Origin of the sequence: Pseudomonas sp. ARP3, assembly GCF_001029595.1 — a bacterium.
GTDB classification, from domain to species: Bacteria; Pseudomonadota; Gammaproteobacteria; order Pseudomonadales; family Pseudomonadaceae; genus Aquipseudomonas; species Aquipseudomonas rhodesiae.
Genome location: NZ_LEKF01000013.1, coordinates 1 through 15,719 on the forward strand (window position 1 = coordinate 1; position 15,719 = coordinate 15,719).

The following is a 15,719-nucleotide window of genomic DNA, read 5'->3' on the forward strand; positions in this document are numbered from 1 at the left end:
ATCAGCGAATTCCATCAGGGACAGAGGCACCGCCTCACTTAAAGTCCGGATGTATGGCTGCAACCTTATCCCGTCTGTGTTTTCACGAATTGAGTGCTTGGCATACTGGGGGCGTCCATGTATGAGCAGGCTTGCCCTGCGCTGGGCTGCGAAGCAGCCCCATTCCAGGCGATGTGGTTTTATCTGGCAAAGCGAGGCGCCTGGGTTTGGGGCCGCTTCGCAGCCCAGCGCGGGGCAAGCCCGCTCTCCACAGAGTTATCTGTGAGCCTTTTAGATTTGTGTAGATACCTATGCCCCGATGACGGGAAGACAGTCAACTTATCCATAACTGATCCACCGCCATCGGGGGCAAGCCCCCTCACACAATGGATCTTCAGTGCCTTGGGAAGTAGATTCCACGCCCCGCCCGGCACCGGGCACTAGGCAAGCGCCCCGTCAGCCGCTACATTGGCCGACTTGCGCCTGCCTTTCAGGCCCGCCTGACACCCCTTACTGAACACACGGAACCTGCACAACTCCATCATGGACCCTTCCCCTGGTATCACCCTCGCGACACTCTTCGCCGATTTCGGCATGATCCTCTTTGCACTGATCCTGGTACTGCTCAACGGTTTCTTCGTTGCGGCCGAGTTCGCCATGGTCAAACTGCGGGCCACCCGGGTCGAGGCCATCGCCCACACCAACGGCTGGCGCGGGCAGATCCTGCGCACCGTACACAGCCAGCTCGACGCGTACCTGTCGGCCTGCCAGTTGGGTATCACCCTCGCCTCCCTGGGCCTGGGCTGGGTCGGTGAGCCGGCGTTTGCGCACATCCTGGAGCCGTTGTTGGGCGCGGTGGGCGTTGAGTCGCCGGAAGTGATCAAGGGCGTGTCGTTCTTTGCGGCATTTTTCGTGATTTCCTACCTGCACATCGTGGTCGGCGAGCTGGCGCCCAAGTCTTGGGCCATTCGCAAGCCCGAGTTGCTGTCGCTGTGGACGGCCGTGCCGCTGTACCTGTTTTACTGGGCCATGTACCCGGCTATCTATCTGCTCAACGCCAGCGCCAACGCGATCCTGCGTATCGCCGGCCAAGGCGAGCCTGGCCCGCACCACGAACACCATTACAGCCGCGAGGAACTCAAGCTGATCCTGCACTCCAGCCGTGGCCAGGACCCGAGCGACCAAGGCATGCGAGTGCTGGCCTCGGCCGTGGAAATGGGCGAGCTGGAAGTGGTGGACTGGGCCAATTCCCGCGAAGACCTGGTGACTCTGGACTTCAACGCGCCGCTCAAGGAAATCCTCGCGCAGTTCCGCCGCCACAAATTCAGCCGCTACCCGGTGTATGACGCCGAGCGCAATGAGTTCGTCGGCCTGCTGCATATCAAGGATCTGCTGCTGGAGCTGGCGGCGCTGGACCATATCCCCGAATCGTTCAACCTGGCCGAGCTGACCCGCCCGCTGGAGCGCGTATCCCGGCACATGCCGCTGTCGCAGTTGCTGGAGCAGTTCCGCAAAGGCGGCGCACACTTTGCGCTGGTGGAAGAAGCCGACGGCAAGGTCATTGGCTACCTGACCATGGAAGACGTGCTGGAAGTGCTGGTCGGCGATATCCAGGACGAACACCGCAAGGCCGAACGCGGCATCCTCGCGTATCAGCCGGGCAAGCTGCTGGTACGCGGCGATACCCCGCTGTTCAAGGTGGAACGCCTGCTGGGCGTGGACCTGGACCACATCGAAGCCGAGACCCTGGCCGGGCTGATCTACGACACGCTCAAGCGCGTGCCGGAGGAAGAGGAAGTGCTGGAGGTCGAAGGGCTGCGGATCATCATCAAGAAGATGAAAGGTCCGAAGATCGTACTGGCCAAGGTGCTGCTGCTGGATTGACCGTCAGTTGCCCAACGCAAAGTTGGGCAACGCGCCCACCGGCTGGTTGAACTCATACGGGATCGACACCAGCCCCGCTTCGGTGGCGCGTTGAACCACAAAATGCAGATGAGGCCCGCTGCTGTTGCCGGTATTGCCGGACAACCCCAGCGGGCTGCCAACCACCACACGCTGACCCACCTTCACACTGACCGAACCCTGCCGTAGATGCAGATAGACACCCTGGGTGCCGTCGTCGTGCTGGACGCGCACGAAATTGCCCGACGCATCACCGCCCCGCCCCGCCTGCTGATTTTCGGTCTTCACCACCACACCGCCCCGCGCGGCAATGATCGGCGTGCCCTCGGGCATGGCGATGTCCATGGCGTAGCGGCTCTTGGGGTCGGTATGGCTGAAGCTGCCGTTAGGTCCCTGAGTCAACCGGAACGGCCCGCCACGCCACGGCAACGGGTAGCGATAAGCATGCGGGGTGTCACGAGGTATGGGCGCCTGCGGTAGCGGCCTGTGTACGCGCTCAACGCTGCGCTGCTGAATCACGAACGCCTGGGCGCCGGGGGTATGCCAGTCGCTGTAAATCACCACGCCATTGGCATCGATGGACTTATACAGCGTCATGGCCAGGGTCGACGGCGCGGCCGTTACCAGCGCGCCGCACAACAGCAGGCGAATGAACATGGCGTGCACCTGTCGGGATGACTGAACGGCAGGCTAACAAGGGTTCATGACAATCTTGTAGCCCGCTTACGACAGGTATTGCGCTGGTCCTACGGGTTACGCACCCGGCACAAAGTGCTTCTGCGCCGTGCCCCGTGCGATCAGGCGCGAGATGTAGTCCATCTTCTGCGCGTCCTGATCGATGAAGCGGAAAGTCAGTTGCAGCCAGTCGCTGTCCGGCCTCGGCTCAAAGGCGACGACGGCGTGCAGGTAGCCGTTAAGGCGCGCCACTTCCGCGTTGTCGCCTTGCTCCAGGTCCAGCACCGCGCTTTCCAGCACTTGCGGCAGGACTTCACCACGGCGCACCACCAACAGCGCTTCCTTGATGCTCAGCGCCTTGATGACGCATTGCTGGGTGCCGCTGGACAGCCGCAGCTGGCCCTGGCCACGGCCCGCTTGGGCAGATGCAGATGCAGCCGGGGCTTTTACCGGCTGCGTATTGAGCAGGCCGCGATTGGGCGTCGCAGCGGCCGCGGGGGCAGCCTTGATGGCTTCGGGCTTGCCGCCGGTCAGGGCGCTGAGGGAGTCGTTACCGAAAGCCGAATTCATCTTGGTTGGCGCACTGGCGACCAACGCATCGAGGCGACCGACTTTGTGCAGGGCCTGCTTGACCTTGTTCAGCAACTGCTCGTTGGTGAACGGTTTGCTGACGTACCCGGACACACCGGCCTGGATCGCCTGGACCACGTTTTCCTTATCGCCACGGCTGGTCACCATCACGAACGGCATGGCTTTGAGATGGGTCTGTTCGCGGCACCAGGTCAGCAGCTCCAAGCCGGACATTTCCGGCATTTCCCAGTCGCACAGCACCAGGTCGAAGGTCTCGCGCATCAGAATGGCCTGGGCCTTTTTGCCGTTCACCGCATCTTCAATCTTGATCCCAGGGAAGTAGTTGCGCAGGCACTTCTTCACCAGGTCGCGAATAAACGAGGCGTCATCCACCACCAATACACTGACTTTACTCATCGACCCTTTATCCTATAAAAACCGCGGCACGCAGAACGCCTAACTGATGGCATTTTGCCAAAACTCTGTAGTCACGTCGGGACTTTCTTTCACCCGCCGCGCAAATAATTCAGCTGCCACAAACAAAAACGCCCGACCAAAGGCCGGGCGTTAATTTCTCGGGCAACCTTACTTATCGTCAGTTTCGCCCGGAACATTAGGTATTTGATCGGTTGAGCCTTCAACTTCGGCTTTCATGCGTTTGAGCCCCATGTGCCGCACGTCGGTACCGCGCACCAGGTAAATCACCAGCTCCGAGATGTTGCGCGCGTGGTCGCCGATGCGCTCCAGCGAACGCAGCACCCAGATAATGCTCAAGACCCTCGAGATAGAGCGCGGGTCTTCCATCATGTAGGTGGCCAGCTCACGCAGCGCGGTTTTGTACTCGCGGTCGATGACTTTGTCGTACTGGGCCACGGACAGCGCCAGCTCGGCGTCGAAACGGGCAAAGGCGTCGAGGGCATCACGCACCATGTTGCGCACCTGGTCGCCAATGTGGCGAACTTCCACGTAACCGCGCGGCGCTTCGCCTTCTTCGCAGAGTTGGATGGCACGGCGCGCGATCTTGGTGGCTTCGTCGCCGATCCGCTCAAGATCGATCACGGATTTGGAAATGCTGATGATCAATCGCAGGTCGGATGCCGCCGGCTGTCGACGGGCCAGAATGCGCAGGCATTCTTCGTCGATGTTGCGCTCCATCTGGTTGATCTGGTCGTCGATTTCACGCACTTGCTGGGCCAGGCCCGAGTCGGCCTCGATCAGGGCGGTGACGGCGTCGTTGACTTGCTTCTCCACCAGCCCGCCCATCGCCAGGAGGTGGCTGCGCACTTCCTCAAGCTCGGCGTTGAACTGCGCGGAGATGTGATGGGTAAGGCCTTCTTTGCTAATCATGTTGGCGTCCTTGGAGCGTCCGGTAAGGTGCGGAGAACCGCAGCGTCAGTGCAATGAGAACCACAGCGTCCTAGCCATAGCGACCGGTGATGTAGTCTTCGGTCTGTTTCTTTGCCGGATTGGTGAACAGGGTATCGGTGTCGCCGAACTCCACCAGCTTGCCCATGTACATGAACGCGGTGTAATCGGAAACCCGCGCCGCCTGCTGCATGTTGTGGGTCACGATGACGATGGTGAACTTGGATTTAAGCTCGTAGATCAGTTCTTCCACTTTCAGCGTCGAGATCGGGTCCAGAGCCGAGCAGGGTTCGTCGAGCAACAACACTTCCGGCTCCACGGCGATGGTCCGCGCGATCACCAGACGTTGTTGCTGGCCGCCGGACAAACCGAGCGCCGAATCGTGCAGGCGGTCCTTGACCTCATCCCACAGCGCCGCGCCCTTGAGTGCCCACTCGACCGCTTCGTCGAGGATGCGCTTCTTGTTGATGCCCTGGATGCGCAGGCCGTAGACCACGTTTTCGTAGATGGTCTTGGGGAACGGGTTGGGCTTCTGGAATACCATGCCCACCCGGCGACGCAGCTCGGCCACGTCCTCGCCCTTGCGGTAGATGTTGCTGCCATAGAGGTTAATGGCACCTTCCACGCGGCAGCCGTCCACCAGGTCGTTCATGCGGTTGAAGGTGCGCAGCAGCGTGGACTTGCCGCAGCCCGACGGGCCGATGAAGGCGGTCACGCGCTGCTTGGGAATGTTCATGCTGACGTCGAACAGCGCCTGCTTTTCACCGTAGTACAGGCTCAGGCCCGGCACTTCGATGGCCACGGTTTCTTGAGCCAGGCTCAGGCTCTGCTTGTCGCGACCCAAGGCAGACATGTTGATGCCGTGGGAATGGGTTTCATGTTGCATGGGATGCTCCCTGTGCTGTTGTGTGGGAGGGGGCTTGCCCCCGATAGCGGTGCATCAGGAACAAGTGTGCTGGCTGGCACACCGCAATCGGGGGCAAGCCCCCTCCCACAAATAAGTCCGCGTTCAATTCAGATCAGCTGTCCAACGCCTTGTACTTCTCGCGCAGGTGGTTACGAATCCACACCGCCGACAGGTTGAGCGTGGCGATCACCAGTACCAGCAGCAGCGCGGTGGCGTACACCAGCGGTCGCGCGGCTTCGACGTTGGGGCTCTGGAAGCCGACGTCATAAATATGGAAGCCCAGGTGCATGATCTTTTGATCCAGGTGCAAGTACGGGTAGTTGCCGTCCAGCGGCAGCGACGGCGCCAGTTTCACCACACCTACCAGCATCAGCGGCGCCACTTCACCGGCGGCACGGGCCACGGCGAGGATCATGCCGGTCATCATGGCCGGGCTGGCCATCGGCAGTACGATTTTCCACAGCGTTTCCGCCTTCGTCGCGCCCAGGGCCAGGGACCCTTCGCGCACTGTCCGCGGGATCCGCGCCAGGCCTTCCTCGGTGGCTACGATCACCACCGGCACCGCCAGCAGCGCCAGGGTCAGCGAGGCCCACAACAGGCCCGGGGTGCCGAAGGTCGGCGCCGGCAGGGCTTCGGCGAAGAACAGCCGGTCAACCGAACCCCCCAATACATACACGAAGAAGCCCAGGCCGAACACGCCGTAGACGATGGCCGGTACACCGGCCAGGTTGTTCACGGCGATCCGGATAATGCGGGTCAGGGTGTTCTGCTTGGCGTACTCGCGCAGGTACACCGCCGCCAGCACACCGAACGGGGTCACGATCATCGCCATGATCAGCGTCATCATCACGGTGCCGAAGATAGCCGGGAAGATCCCGCCTTCGGTGTTGGCTTCCCGTGGGTCATCGCTGAGGAATTCCCAGACCTTGCTGAAGTAGAAGCCGATCTTGGTCATGGTGCCCATGGCGTTCGGCTGGTAAGCGTGCACCACTTTGCCGATGCCGATTTCCACTTCCTTGCCGTTGGCGTCACGGGCCGTCAGCGCATCGCGGTTGAACTGGGCGTGCAGGTCGGCCAGGCGTGCTTCGATGTCTTGGTAGCGCGCATTCAGCTCGGCGCGGTCGGCGTCCATGTCGGCCTGGGCGGCGGCGTCGAGCTTGCCTTCCAGTTCCAGTTTACGGCCGTGCAGGCGGATACGTTCCAGGCCGGCGTTGATTGCGCCGATGTCGGTTTTTTCCAGGCTCTTGAGCTGAGCGGCCAGCTTGTTGACACGGTCGACCCGGGCCTGCAGCTCTGGCCACGCGGCCTCGCCTTCTGCGATGACCTTGCCGTCCTGCTTGACGTTGACTAGGGTGCCGTAGAAGTTGCCCCACTCACGACGCTCAATCGCCATCAGCTCTTTAGGCTTGGTCTGGTCCTTCAACCACTCGCCGACGATCCAGGTGAAGTCGTTGCCGTTCAGGTCGCGGTTACCGACCTTGATCAGCTCGCGGGTCATGAATTCCGGGCCTTCGTCGGGCACCGGCAGACCGGCGCTTTTAAGGCGCTCGCGCGGCACTTCTTCTTTCTGCACCACTTCGCCGATGACGATGTGGTTGGCCTGGCCAGGCACGCTGTAATTGGCCTGGATCAGGTCGGCCGGCCAGAAGTGGCCCAGGCCCCGCACCGCGATCACGGCCAACAGGCCAATGGTCATGATGACCGCGATGGACACCGCGCCACCGCTGATCCAGACGCCAGGGGCGCCGCTCTTGAACCATCCATTCAGGGAGTTCTGTTTCACAGACTTCTACCTTTCTTAAAGCGACGAGTATTTCTTGCGCAGACGCTGACGAATCAGCTCCGCGAGGGTGTTCATGATGAAGGTGAACAGCAGCAGTACCAGCGCCGAGAGGAACAGCACACGGTAGTGACTGCCGCCCACTTCCGACTCGGGCATTTCCACCGCGACGTTGGCCGCCAGGGTGCGCAGGCCTTCGAACAGGTTCATCTCCATCACCGGGGTGTTGCCGGTGGCCATCAGCACGATCATGGTCTCGCCGACGGCGCGGCCCATGCCGATCATCAGCGCCGAGAAGATGCCCGGGCTAGCGGTGAGGATCACCACGCGAGTCATGGTCTGCCACGGCGTGGCGCCCAGGGCCAGGGAGCCCAGGGTCAGCCCGCGCGGCACGCTGAACACGGCGTCTTCGGCGATGGAGTAGATGTTCGGAATCACCGCGAAACCCATGGCCAAGCCCACCACCAGAGCGTTGCGCTGGTCGTAGGTGATGCCTAGGTCGTGGGAGATCCACATGCGCATGTCGCCGCCGAAGAACCAGGTTTCCAGGTACGGGCTCATGTACAGCGACAGCCAGCCCACGAACAGGATCACCGGGATCAGGATCGCGCTTTCCCAACCGTCGGGTACACGCAGACGCAGGGATTCAGGCAGGCGACTGAAGATAAAACCAGCCACCAGGATGCCAATCGGCAACAACATCAGCAGGCTGAAAATCCCCGGTAGATGCCCTTCGACATACGGCGCCAGGAACAGACCGGCGAAGAAGCCCAGGATCACCGTCGGCATTGCTTCCATCAGCTCGATCACCGGCTTGACCTTGCGACGCAGGCTCGGCGCCATGAAGTAGGCGGTGTAGATCGCCGCCGCAACGGCCAGCGGCGCGGCCAGCAGCATGGCGTAGAACGCAGCCTTGAGCGTGCCGAAAGTCAGCGGCGCCAGGCTCATCTTGGGTTCGAAATCGGTGTTGGCGGCGGTCGATTGCCAGACGTACTTAGGCTCGTCGTAGTTCTCGTACCAGACCTTGCTCCACAACGCGCTCCAGGAGACTTCCGGGTGCGGGTTATCCAGCAGCAGCGGTTGCAGCTTGCCGCCGGCTTCCACGATCACGCGGTTGGCCCGTGGCGACATACCGAACAGGCCTTGGCCGTCGACTACCGGGTCCACCAGCAGGGTGCGGTGCGCGGTGCTGTGGAACACACCGAACTTGCCGGAAGCATCCAGGGCGGTGAAGCCCTTACGACGTTCTTCGGCGGTGATTTCCACAATCGGCGCGCTGCCCATCTGGAAGGTACGGATCTGCTTGAAGCGCTGCTCGCCGTCCGGGTCGCGGGCCATGAACCACTGGGCCAGGCCGCCCTTGGAGTTACCGAAGATCAGCGAAATGCCGCCCACCAACTGCGTGCTGGCGGTGATTTCGGCGTTGCCATCTTCCAACAATTTGTATCGACCGTTGAGGCTCTTGTCGCGCAGGCTGAACACGTCGGCCAGGGCGCGGCCGTTGATCACGTACAACCACTGCTGGCGTGGGTCGATAAAGATCGCCTTCACCGGCTCGGTCATTTGCGGCAGCTCGATACGCTTCTGCTCGCTGGTGACTTCACCGGTCATCATGTTTTCTTCGCGGCTCAGGGTCAGCACGTTCAAGTACGAACCGGACGAACCAGCGGCCACCAACGAGGAGTCGGTGGCGTTGAGCGCGACGTGCTCCAGTGGGCGACCGGCCTCGTCCAGCATGATCGGAGTTTCACCGTAGGGGTATTCGATCGCGGGGGTGATGGTTTTCTTACCGTCCGGGTAGGACACCTTATAGGTGTGGCGGAACACCATGGCCTGGCCATTGGACAAACCGAGGATCACCAACGGGCTGCCCGGTTGATCCTTACCGATGGACGCCACGCTCACACCGGCCGGCAGCGGCAGGTCGATGCGCTTGAGTTCGGCACCGGTGTCCACTTCAAAGAACAACGCCTGGCCTTTGTCGGAAACCCGCATGGCGACTTGATTCTGTTCTTCCAGAGAGATCAGCAACGGCTTGCCAGCGTCTTGCATCCACGCGGGCGTGAGCGCGTCTTCCTTGGTCAGCGAAGCACCTTGGAACAACGGCGCTACCACGTAGGCCAGGAAGAAGAAGATCAGGGTAATGGCGGCCAGCACGGCAAGGCCGCCGACCAGCACATACCAGCGAGTGAAGCGATCTTTGAGCGCGCGGATGCGGCGCTTGCGTTGCAGCTCAGGCGTATTGAAATCAATGCGCTTGGGAGGAGAAGTCGTCGTCATGGTGGAATTGGCCAGATCATTCATGCGCACACCCTAGCGATCCTGTATGACAGAAAGATGACAATGCAGTGACGCAGGAAATCCGCCGCGTAGCAGGGCTGGCAGCGGACTAGAAATTAGGAGGCGAGGTCCAGCTCCTTCGGACCTGCCCGGGCCTTGAACCCAGCCAAGCGGCGGGTTCAAGGCGATTTGACCGGTGGCTTACTTGCCGCCTTCTTTCAGACCCAGATCAGCCAGTGCCTTGGCGGCAACTTTGGCTGGCAGTGGGATGTAACCGTCTTTGACCACCACTTCCTGGCCCTGCTTGGACAGCACCAGCTTCACGAACTCAGCTTCCAGCGGAGCCAGAGGCTTGTTCGGGGCCTTGTTGACGTACACGTAGAGGAAGCGCGACAGCGGGTATTTGCCGTTCAGGGCGTTTTCTTCGCTGTCTTCGATGAACTCAGTGCTGCCTTTTTTGGCCAACGGTACGGTTTTCACGCTGGCGGTCTTGTAGCCGATGCCCGAGTAACCGATGCCGTTCAGCGAGGAACTGATCGACTGCACAACCGACGCCGAGCCTGGTTGCTCGTTCACGTTAGGCTTGTAGTCGCCTTTGCACAGGGCTTCTTCTTTGAAGTAGCCGTAGGTACCGGATACCGAGTTACGACCGAACAGCTGCACCGGCTTGTTGGCCAGGTCGCCGGTCACACCCAGGTCGCCCCAGGTTTTCACGTCGGCTTTGGCACCGCACAGGCGAGTCGAGGAGAAGATCGCGTCGACTTGTTCCATGGTCAGGTGCTGGATCGGGTTGTCCTTGTGCACGAACACGGCCAGGGCATCCACGGCCACCGGGATAGCGGTTGGCTTGTAGCCGTACTTCTGCTCGAAGGCCGCCAGTTCGGTGTCCTTCATCTTGCGGCTCATCGGGCCCAGGTTGGAGGTGCCTTCAGTCAGCGCAGGTGGCGCAGTGGCGGAACCGGCAGCTTGAATCTGGATGTTGACGTTCGGGTATTCCTTTTTGTAACCCTCAGCCCACAGGGTCATCAGGTTGGCCAGGGTGTCAGAACCGACGCTGGACAAGTTGCCCGACACACCAGTGGTCTTCACATACGCCGGAATTGCCGGGTCAACACCAGCGGCCACCGCGTTGGCGGTCGCAACGCCAGCAGCGACAAACGTCATTGCCGCCATCAAACGTTTCAGTTTCATGCCTTGCTCCTAGCAGATAGGGATAGTTGGATCGGGGCCAAGTATCGGTAGGCCGTGTGAACACTCTATGTCTGGAATGTGACAATTAGATGAAAGGCCAGTATGGAACGAGGGCGGCGATTGGAGGGCACCCCCCCGCACCGAACGGGCTGCATGAGCAGATAGACGTTTCGAGGCTCAGGCTTGGAAACACTCTGTAATTGTTAGTGGGAAACTTCCCACAGTTCTCTAGGGTTGTAGCTAGGAATCGACCTGACTAACCTGCCTCGCGTCATTGCATATTCAACCATCAGAGACTCCAAGCCCTTGCAGGCTGAAAAAGCTTCCTAGACCTTAGGTTGACAAAACAAAAGCAAAGCATAACCTTGTCAACCGAAGGAGACCTCACATGATCAACGACCGAATCCGCCGCGCAAGGTTGTTGCGTGGAATGTCGCTGGAAGCGCTTGCGCTCAGCCTTGGCGACATAACCAAGCAAGGCTTGAGCAAATATGAGAAAGGATTGAGCCAACCCAGCTCTCGGCGCCTTCTGCAATTGGCAAAAGCGCTGGAAGTGAGTCCTGAGTACTTCTTTCGTCCCCCAGCTCTGCCCCTCGCGCCACTGGAGTTCCGAAAACTGGCGAAAATGCCTCAATACCGCCAGGTTCAGGTCGAAGAACAGATCCGAGAACATCTGGAGCGCTATATCGCCCTTGAAGCGTGCTTCGACCCGGAGGATATACAAACTGCCAAGACCCCCGCTCAAATGCTGTCGGTATCATCCATGGAGGAGGCTGAACGAGCGGCAGATGAGCTCCGCAGATATTGGGACATTGGTGAAGACCCCATCGCTCATTTGACCGAGCAATTGGAAGAACACGGCATCAAGGCGGTGATGCTCAGCGGCCTAGAGGATTTTGATGGCGCCTGTGCCTCGACCAATGACGGCCAACATGTGCTGATTGCTCTGAATGCACAACGACCAGGCGAACGCATTCGCTTTACCGCGGCACATGAATTGGGCCATTGGGTCATGCGATTGCCAGACGACATGCCCGAGCGCGATAAAGAAAACTGCTGCCACCGCTTTGCAGGCGCTTTTTTATACCCAGCTAAGCGTGTCACCGCAGACTTTGGCGGCCATCAGCGGTCTCGGGTTCATCCCCGGGAACTCTTGATCGTCAAACGCCAATACGGACTATCCATGCAGGCGGTACTCCGTCGCCTGAAAGACCTTAACCTACTGGGTGAGGGCGGCTATAAGTCTCTGACTATTCAATTCAGCAGCAACGGCTGGCGAAAGGCAGAACCTGAACCGCTGCCTTGTAAACCCCCTCAGCGTTTCGAGTCACTTGTGTTCTGGGGGTTGGCGGAGGGACTTATTACCAAGTCACGAGCGGCGGAGTTACTGCGCCGTTCAGTGAAGGCTCTGGACCCCAATTTTCTGGGCTCACTGGAGAGCGCATGAGCCTGATCTATATCAGCGATACCAACATCTGGATTGACTTCAGAAATGCAGGATTGCTGGATCACATGTTCAGGCTGCCGTTCACGTTCTGTTGTACTGACTTTGTGATGTACGAACTTGAGGATTTCCCTCATGACGAACTTCTTGCCAAAGGGCTGGTTGTAGAAACATTCGATGGGGATGGCGTACAAAAGCTCGTCGGCCTGAAAGCCGAACACAACAACAGCTCGCTGGCTGACGTTTCCTGCTACCTGCTCGCACAAGTTACCGGCAGACCATTGTTGACAGGGGATGGGAAGCTACGGCGCCAGGCCATTCGGGACGGATTACACGTGCATGGCGCACTGTGGCTGCTCGATCTGATGGTCGAATATCAAGTCGTCAATACGAGCGAAGCCGCAATGGCTCTGGACAATATGCTCACAGGGGGAGCCCGTCTGCCAGCATCAGAGTGCCTGGCGAGACTCTCCACATGGCGCCCCCTCTAAACTCCGACTAACAGGTACATCCGTGTACACAGTCGGCGTTCTGATCACTCAGCGCCCACGCTTCCACAGATACCCACCCACCAAGATCCCCATCACACACAGCACGGCCACGTAGTACGCCGGGCCCATCGGGCTTTCCTTCATCAGCAGCGACACCACCAACGGCGTCAGCCCGCCGAACACTGCGTAGGCCACGTTGTAGGAGAACGACAGGCCGCTGAAGCGCACCACCGGTGGGAACGCTTTGACCATCACGTAAGGCACCACGCCGATGGTGCCGACGAACAGGCCGGTCAGGGCGTACAGCGGGAACAGCCAGTCGGGGTGGTCGAGAAGGCTGTGGTAGAGCGTCCAGGAGGTCGCCAGCAGCAACGCGCAACCGGCGGTCAGCACGCGCCCGGCGCCGAAGCGGTCGGCCAGGGCGCCGGAGGCGATGCAGCCCAGGCTCAGGGTCACGATGGCCAGGCTGTTGGCTTGCAGCGCCACGGTGGGGCTGAAGTGATATATGGTCTGCAGCACGGTCGGCGTCATCAGGATGACCACCACCACGCCGGCCGACAGCAGCCAGGTCAGCAGCATCGACAGCACGATGGCGCCACGGTGATCGCGCAGCACCGCGCGCAACGGCAACTCGGCGGCCAGGGTCTTGCGTTGCTGCATCTCGGCAAAAATCGGCGTTTCATGCAACCAGCGACGCAGGTACACCGACAACAGGCCGAACACACCGCCGAGCAGGAACGGGATACGCCAGGCGTAATCCGACACCTGTTCCGGGCTATACAGCGTGTTGATGGCAGTGGCCACCAGCGACCCCAGCAGAATACCGGCGGTCAGGCCGCTGGTCAGGGTGCCGCAGGCATAGCCGATATGCCGTGGCGGCACGTGCTCGGACACAAATACCCATGCTCCCGGCACCTCCCCGCCGATTGCCGCGCCTTGGATGATGCGCATCAGCAGCAATAACAGCGGCGCCCACAAACCGATCTGCGCGTAGGTCGGCAGCAAGCCCATGATCAAGGTCGGCACCGCCATCATGAAGATGCTCAAGGTGAACATCTTCTTGCGCCCCAGCAGGTCGCCGAAGTGCGCCATGATGATGCCCCCCAGCGGACGCGCCAGGTAGCCGGCGGCGAAGATGCCGAAGGTTTGCATCATGCGCAACCATTCAGGCATGTCGACCGGGAAGAAGAGTTTTCCGACCACGGTGGCGAAAAACACAAAAATGATGAAGTCGTAGAACTCCAGCGCCCCGCCCAAGGCGGACAGCGACAGGGTTTTGTAGTCGTTGCGGGTCAGCGGGCGCGAGGGTTGCGCACTGCTTGCGGGCACGGAGGACATGGCAAGGCTTCTCTTATTAGTCAGAACGGCAGAACCCAGGTGCTGGCTGCGCCAGGACGGGTTCGGCAAGATAGCAAATCGCCTGGAAAAGCACACCAGAAGCACAGTTGACGGAAAAAGCCGCATTACAGCCGCTAAATGCCGACCAAATGAGCGCCGGGAGGTCGTCGCGGCGCATGGGTGTCGATATACTCGGCCCTTGCACGCGCCAGACCCGCAGTCTTGAGGGCTGCTGTGCCAAAACGACGTTGGCGCCACCCAGCCGCTTTGGCAGAGTTTCCCTTTAGTACGCCTTACGAGAAACGCATCAGGCGGGGTATGGTGCTGAAACGTTTTTCCAGAAGACGGCTATCCACTTGAAACACCCATGAAGCGTCACGGGTCAGAGGCACCCTCGGCATGATCGAACTCGAACAAGAAGATCCTATCCCGCAAGGCGATCTCGCCCTGCAAATCACTGCGCTCCCGCGTGAAACCAACGGCTTTGGCGACATCTTCGGCGGCTGGCTAGTCGCACAGATGGACCTGGCCGGCACCGCCATGGCCAGCAAGGTCGCTGGCGGGCGTGTGGCCACGGTAGCCATCGATCGTATGGCGTTCCTGGTGCCGGTGGCGGTGGGCGCGCAATTGTCCTTTTATACACAGGCCCTGGAAATCGGCCGCAGCTCGATCCAGATGATGGTCGAAGTGTGGAGCGACGACCCTCTGTCCAGCGAATGGCGCAAGGTGACCGAGGCGGTCTTCGTGTTCGTCGCCATCGACGGCAGCGGCCGCACGCGTTCGGTACCGTCGCGCGCGCGTTAAACCTCATCGGGTTTTGACGGTCAATTGCCCCATTACCTGCCATTGAGAGTGCTTCGTATGCCTACGCCCCACGTTGAAACCGTGACGATCGACGAGCTGGACTGCTGGCGCATCCGCCACAACGGCGCCGAGCTGCAGGTGGCCCGGCAGGGTGCGCATATCTTCAGCTACCAGCGCGATGGTGAGCAGCCGTTGATCTGGCCGAACCCCGAAGCGGTATTCAAGCAGGGCAAAGGCATTCGTACCGGCGTGCCGGTGTGTTGGCCATGGTTTGGCGTCTTCGACCGTAACCCGGACAGCGTCAAAGCGATGCGCCAGAATGACCAACCGGCCGGCGCTCACGGGTTTGCGCGCACCGCACGCTGGGAGTTGGCCGGAGCCGAGCTTGAAGGTGACGCCTTGCGCATCGACCTGGTGCTACCGGTACCCGCGGGCGGCTTCCCCGGCTGGCCCCATCAGGTCGATCTCACCCTGAGCCTGCTGCTGGACGAGCAACTGCACATCCGCCTGACCAGCCACAACCGTGGCACCGACACCGTCACTCTGAGCCAGGCGCTGCATACCTACTTCGCCGTCAGCGATGTGCGTCAGGTTCAGGTTGAAGGCCTGGACGGCACGACATACATCGACACCGCCGACGGCTGGACCAGTAAGACCCAGTCCGGCCCGCTGCGCTTCAATGCCGAGACCGACCGCATCTACCTCGACACGCCCGCGCAGGTGAGCATCGTCGACAAAGACTGGCAGCGCCGCATCCAACTCACGGCCCAGGGCTCTAAATCGACAGTGATCTGGAACCCTTGGACCGAGCGGGCCAAAGCCTTCGACGATATGGCCGATGACGGCTGGCAAAACATGCTGTGCATCGAGACGGCGAACGTGCTGGACGATGTGGTAACGCTGGCGCCCAACGAACGCCATACCCTGGGCGTAAGCATCACCGGCATCGCCCTGTAGATAAAGAACCCATTGTGGGAGGGGCAAACCCCCTCC

The 15,719-nt window shown here is 60.6% G+C and carries 13 protein-coding genes; 5 read left to right on the forward strand and 8 right to left on the reverse strand.

Annotation, left to right across the window (positions count from 1 at the left end; translation table 11 throughout):
* Positions 1-522: 522 nt before the first annotated feature.
* A complete protein-coding gene (locus ABX75_RS15970) occupies positions 523-1,863 on the forward strand; it encodes a hemolysin family protein (RefSeq protein WP_034101519.1) in 1,341 nt (446 codons plus the stop codon).
* 3 nt (positions 1,864-1,866) lie between these two features.
* Here the strand turns inward: ABX75_RS15970 and ABX75_RS15975 are convergent, their stop codons facing one another.
* The 7 genes from ABX75_RS15975 to ABX75_RS16005 all read right to left on the reverse strand — a co-directional run bounded on the left by ABX75_RS15975 (position 1,867) and on the right by ABX75_RS16005 (position 10,649).
* Positions 1,867-2,538 carry a peptidoglycan DD-metalloendopeptidase family protein gene (locus tag ABX75_RS15975; protein ID WP_034101520.1) on the reverse strand — a complete coding sequence of 224 codons (672 nt, stop codon included), beginning with the start codon at positions 2,536-2,538 and terminating at the stop codon, positions 1,867-1,869.
* A 96-nt stretch (positions 2,539-2,634) separates the two neighbouring features.
* On the reverse strand, positions 2,635-3,543 hold the full coding sequence (locus ABX75_RS15980; RefSeq protein ID WP_047882276.1) for a response regulator: 909 nt from the start codon (positions 3,541-3,543) through the stop codon (positions 2,635-2,637).
* A gap of 168 nt (positions 3,544-3,711) precedes the next feature.
* Entirely contained in the window at positions 3,712-4,473 is a 762-nt protein-coding gene (phoU, locus tag ABX75_RS15985) for a phosphate signaling complex protein PhoU (protein WP_034115469.1), read from the reverse strand.
* A gap of 70 nt (positions 4,474-4,543) precedes the next feature.
* Positions 4,544-5,377, reverse strand: coding sequence for a phosphate ABC transporter ATP-binding protein PstB (pstB, locus tag ABX75_RS15990; RefSeq protein ID WP_016971675.1), 834 nt, complete (start codon positions 5,375-5,377; stop codon positions 4,544-4,546).
* 133 nt (positions 5,378-5,510) lie between these two features.
* Positions 5,511-7,181 carry a phosphate ABC transporter permease PstA gene (pstA, locus tag ABX75_RS15995; RefSeq protein WP_034101523.1) on the reverse strand — a complete coding sequence of 557 codons (1,671 nt, stop codon included), beginning with the start codon at positions 7,179-7,181 and terminating at the stop codon, positions 5,511-5,513.
* 15 nt (positions 7,182-7,196) lie between these two features.
* Entirely contained in the window at positions 7,197-9,230 is a 2,034-nt protein-coding gene (locus ABX75_RS16000) for an ABC transporter permease subunit (RefSeq protein WP_177329692.1), read from the reverse strand.
* Between the two features lie 429 nt (positions 9,231-9,659).
* Positions 9,660-10,649, reverse strand: a complete 990-nt coding sequence (locus ABX75_RS16005; RefSeq protein ID WP_034101525.1) for a phosphate ABC transporter substrate-binding protein PstS — start codon at positions 10,647-10,649, stop codon at positions 9,660-9,662.
* A gap of 388 nt (positions 10,650-11,037) precedes the next feature.
* Between ABX75_RS16005 and ABX75_RS16010 the strand changes: the two genes are divergently transcribed.
* Positions 11,038-12,096, forward strand: a complete 1,059-nt coding sequence (locus ABX75_RS16010; protein WP_047882278.1) for a helix-turn-helix domain-containing protein — start codon at positions 11,038-11,040, stop codon at positions 12,094-12,096.
* Positions 12,093-12,584, forward strand: coding sequence for a nucleotide-binding protein (locus ABX75_RS16015; RefSeq protein WP_047882279.1), 492 nt, complete (start codon positions 12,093-12,095; stop codon positions 12,582-12,584). The genes ABX75_RS16010 and ABX75_RS16015 overlap by 4 nt, the downstream gene beginning before the upstream one ends.
* Positions 12,585-12,632: 48 nt before the next feature.
* Here the strand turns inward: ABX75_RS16015 and ABX75_RS16020 are convergent, their stop codons facing one another.
* Positions 12,633-13,922: an MFS transporter gene (locus ABX75_RS16020; protein WP_034115470.1), complete on the reverse strand. Its 1,290-nt coding sequence runs from the start codon at positions 13,920-13,922 to the stop codon at positions 12,633-12,635.
* Positions 13,923-14,321: 399 nt separating this feature from the next.
* Here ABX75_RS16020 and ABX75_RS16025 point away from each other — a divergent pair, with 399 nt between their 5' ends.
* Both ABX75_RS16025 and ABX75_RS16030 read left to right on the forward strand, forming a co-directional pair.
* Entirely contained in the window at positions 14,322-14,726 is a 405-nt protein-coding gene (locus ABX75_RS16025) for an acyl-CoA thioesterase (RefSeq protein ID WP_003176975.1), read from the forward strand.
* Between the two features lie 57 nt (positions 14,727-14,783).
* Positions 14,784-15,683 carry a D-hexose-6-phosphate mutarotase gene (locus ABX75_RS16030; protein WP_047882280.1) on the forward strand — a complete coding sequence of 300 codons (900 nt, stop codon included), beginning with the start codon at positions 14,784-14,786 and terminating at the stop codon, positions 15,681-15,683.
* The last annotated feature ends 36 nt before the right edge of the window (positions 15,684-15,719 follow it).